This window comes from Streptomyces scabichelini (assembly GCF_011045015.1).
GTDB lineage: Bacteria > Actinomycetota > Actinomycetes > Streptomycetales > Streptomycetaceae > Streptomyces > Streptomyces scabichelini.
In genome coordinates, this window is the sequence record NZ_JAAKZY010000419.1 from 1 (window position 1) to 3121 (window position 3121).

The window sequence follows — 3121 nt, forward strand, 5'->3', positions numbered from 1 at the left end:
GGCGGGAGCCAGGGGAGTGCTCATCGGACAGCCTCCTTGGGCTGGTTGGCCTTGGGCCGGTCGGTACCGCTGGTGAGGGCGAAGAACACGTCGTCGAGGTCGGGTGTGTGCACGGTCAGCTCGTCCGCCTCGATGTCGGCCGAGTCCAGCCAGTCGAGGATGGAGCGCAGTTCGCGCTGGCTGCCGTCGCTGGGGAGCTGAAGTGCCAGCGCCTCGTCGTCCCGGGAGGCCTCGCGCAGGGCGGAGGCTGCGCTCCGGTACGCGGCCGGGTCGGTGAAGCGGAGCCGGATGTGACCGCCGGGGATGAGTTGCTTGAGTTCGTCGGCGCTCCCCTCGGCGGCGATCTTGCCGTCGTTGAGCACCGCGATACGGTCGGCGAGTTCGTCGGCTTCCCCCAGGTACTGGGTGGTGAGGAAGACGGTGACCCCGCCCGTGACCAGCTCGCGGATGATCTGCCACATGTTGTGGCGCGAGCGCGGGTCCAGGCCGGTGGTCGGCTCGTCGAGGAAGATGATCCGTGGGTCGCCGACCAGGGTCATGGCGATGTCCAGGCGGCGTTTCATGCCTCCGGAGTAAGTGGAGGCGGGTTTCTTCGCGGCCTCCACCAGGTCGAACCGTTCCAGCAGTTCGGCGGCGGCCCGCCGCCCTTCCCGCTTGGACAGATGGTGCAGGTCGGCCATGAGGAGCATGTTCTCCTCTCCGGTGATCAGGCCGTCGACGGCGGAGAACTGCCCGGTGACACCGATCGCGGCACGCACCCCGTCGGGGGAGGTGGCGATGTCGTGGCCGGCGACCTGGGCCTGCCCGTCGTCGGCGGTGATGAGCGTGGAGAGGATCTTCACGGCGGTGGTCTTGCCGGCGCCGTTCGGGCCGAGAAGTGCGAACACGGACCCGGCCGGGATGTGCAGGTCGATGCCGTCGAGGACGGTCTTGTCGCCGTACGACTTGCGCAGACCGACGGTGGAGACGGCGGCCGGCGACGGTTGACCGTCGACCTGCCTGGACGTGGGCATGACAGAAGAAGGCATGGGGCCCTCCGTTTGAAGGCTGAAGTGGGGAAGTGGGTGAGGGATGGGGCCGGCTTGAGGATGAGGAGAGGGTGGGGTGCTCAGGCCTTGGCGCGGCGGATGTCGATGTTGCCGTGCCGGGTGCGGGCGCGGATCTGGACGGTGTCCTCGGTCTGCTCCGGGGCCTCGGACGCGGTGAGGGTGTTGCGTACCTGTCCGTGGTTCGAACTGGCGTCGAGCCAGGCGGCGGTGCCCTTGCGGACGCCGACGTCGATGGCGCCGTAGCTGGTCTCCAACTGGACGGTGCCGCGGGCCACTTCGTCCACGCGCAGGGTGCCGTGGGCGGTGGTGGCGGTGACCGAGTCCTCGGCGCGCTCGATGCTGATGTCGCCGTTGGCGCCGCTCACCCGCAGTTCGCCGGTCGCGGCGCCGATGGTCGTGGTGCCGTGCGAGTTCTTCAGGACGGCGGCACCGTCGACGAGGCCGACGCGCAAGCTCCCGGTACTGGTGGTGATCTCGGCCGTGCCCTCGACGCGGTCCACGGTGATCGAGCCGTGCGACGCGGTCAGCTGCAGCGGGCCGGTGGTGTCGAATCGGGTGTCGCCGGAGGAGGTCTTGACGCGGACCTCGCCGAGCCGGCCCTCGCCGAGCACCTGGGCCCAGGCGCCGGTCAGGTCGATGCGCGAGCCGGTGGGCAGGTCGACCGTCACATCGACGGTGCCGGTGCGGCCGACGAGATAGCGCTGCTTGGGCGTGCGGACGGTCAGGGTGCCGCTTGCGTACGTGACCTCGGTCTGGTCGGCCGCCCGTACGTCCTGGTCCTTCTTCGGGTCGCGGGGCCGCACTTCGACGACGGTGTCGAGGCGGTCGCCCGCGATGAAGTGGATGGAGCCGGCCTCCACGCGCGCGGTGACCGAAATGGCTTGGGGAGTGTCGAAAGAAGGCATGGCTGTCCCGTCCTGTTGAGTCTGTGGGGCGTCCCCGCTGGTGGGACGTGGTGTGAGTGGTGTGAGTGCTGTGGGTCTGTGCTTTTTTTCTGGGGGTGCGGGCGGGGGCGCGGCTAGCGCACCCAGCCCGTGAAGTTCTGTCCGACGGTCTGGGTCCTCTCCGTCGTACGCGGCCGGGCGCCGCCTTCCACCGCGGCCGACACGGCCCGCACCAGCCACGCGTTGACCGACAGACCCTCACGTGTCGCGGCCTCCTCGGCGCGCGCCTTGAGGTGGGCCGGCAGACGCAGATTGACCCGGGCGGTGCCGCCCTCGTCGCCGTCGGCAGGGGCCGGCGTCGTGAGCGGTTCGGCGGGCGCGGTCGCTTCCATGGGGCCGGCGTCGGTGGGCGGCAGTGTCACCACGAAGTCGGGGTCGAGCCCGCGCAGCCGTACGTCGACCGAGCCGGGGGCGAGTTCGCGGGTGATCTCGTCCATCGCGGCGGAGAGCACGTTGAGCATGGTCAGACGAGTCGCGGACTCCAGGGGAGCGGTGAGCCGGTCGGCCAGCTCGCGGGCATCGTCCCCGCCGGCTTCGGCGGCCACCGCGAGTTCGCGGCGGAGGGTGTCGACATAAGGCGTGAGATCCATGACGTCATCATGGCACCATCATGGCGCCACATGCAAGCCCGAACGGCACCTTATGCGGGGCGAGTCCGAGAAAGGTGTTCTGAGCTGCGGAAACGTGAAGGGGTGACCTGAGCCATTCTGGCGCCATGCGCGCTCACGTGCTCTTAGGGGTCATGGAATGACGCCTAACGGCGCCGGGTGGCGCCAAATGGCGTCAAGTGGCACCGCCCGGTGCCACCCGGCAATCACAAGTCACCCGTTGACCTGAGCCTTCTTCGCGCGCAGCCCCGCCGCTTCCGCGATGACGTGGGCGGTGCGCAGGCCCTCCTCGTACGGCGTTCCGGTCCGGGCCGGGCGACAGCGGCCCAGTTCCGGGGCGTACTCGGCCATCACCGCGCCCGCGTGGTCGGTGCTGAGTTCCGTGAGAGGGGCGGGGCGGCCGCAATCGGCCAGGACCGACCGGAACTCGAGGGCGTTCTTGAAGTCGCAGACCGTGTCGGCCGTGCCGTGGACCAGGTGGATCGGGAGGGGTGGGGCGGTGGCGCAGACGGCCATGGGG

General features: G+C 70.0%; 3 protein-coding genes and 1 pseudogene. All 4 read right to left on the reverse strand.

The features are described 5' to 3' along the window. Positions 1-20: 20 nt before the first annotated feature. Positions 21-1028, reverse strand: coding sequence for an ATP-binding cassette domain-containing protein (locus tag G5C60_RS50165; RefSeq protein WP_420907491.1), 1008 nt, complete (start codon positions 1026-1028; stop codon positions 21-23). A gap of 80 nt (positions 1029-1108) precedes the next feature. Then, complete coding sequence (locus G5C60_RS50170) at positions 1109-1954, reverse strand: DUF4097 family beta strand repeat-containing protein (protein ID WP_165270921.1); 846 nt, start codon at positions 1952-1954, stop codon at positions 1109-1111. 113 nt (positions 1955-2067) lie between these two features. Continuing rightward, entirely contained in the window at positions 2068-2583 is a 516-nt protein-coding gene (locus G5C60_RS50175; RefSeq protein WP_165270923.1) for a toxin-antitoxin system HicB family antitoxin, read from the reverse strand. A gap of 231 nt (positions 2584-2814) precedes the next feature. After that, positions 2815-3121 (reverse strand): annotated as a pseudogene (locus G5C60_RS50180) (hypothetical protein); the annotation flags it as partial.

Bases quoted from the DNA above. Each gene is read 5' to 3' on its own strand.
- G5C60_RS50165 (WP_420907491.1), bottom strand. From the start codon at position 1,028: ATGCCTTCTTCTGTCATGCCCACGTCCAGGCAGGTCGACGGTCAACCG.
- G5C60_RS50170 (WP_165270921.1), bottom strand. From the start codon at position 1,954: ATGCCTTCTTTCGACACTCCCCAAGCCATTTCGGTCACCGCGCGCGTG.
- G5C60_RS50175 (WP_165270923.1), bottom strand. From the start codon at position 2,583: ATGGATCTCACGCCTTATGTCGACACCCTCCGCCGCGAACTCGCGGTG.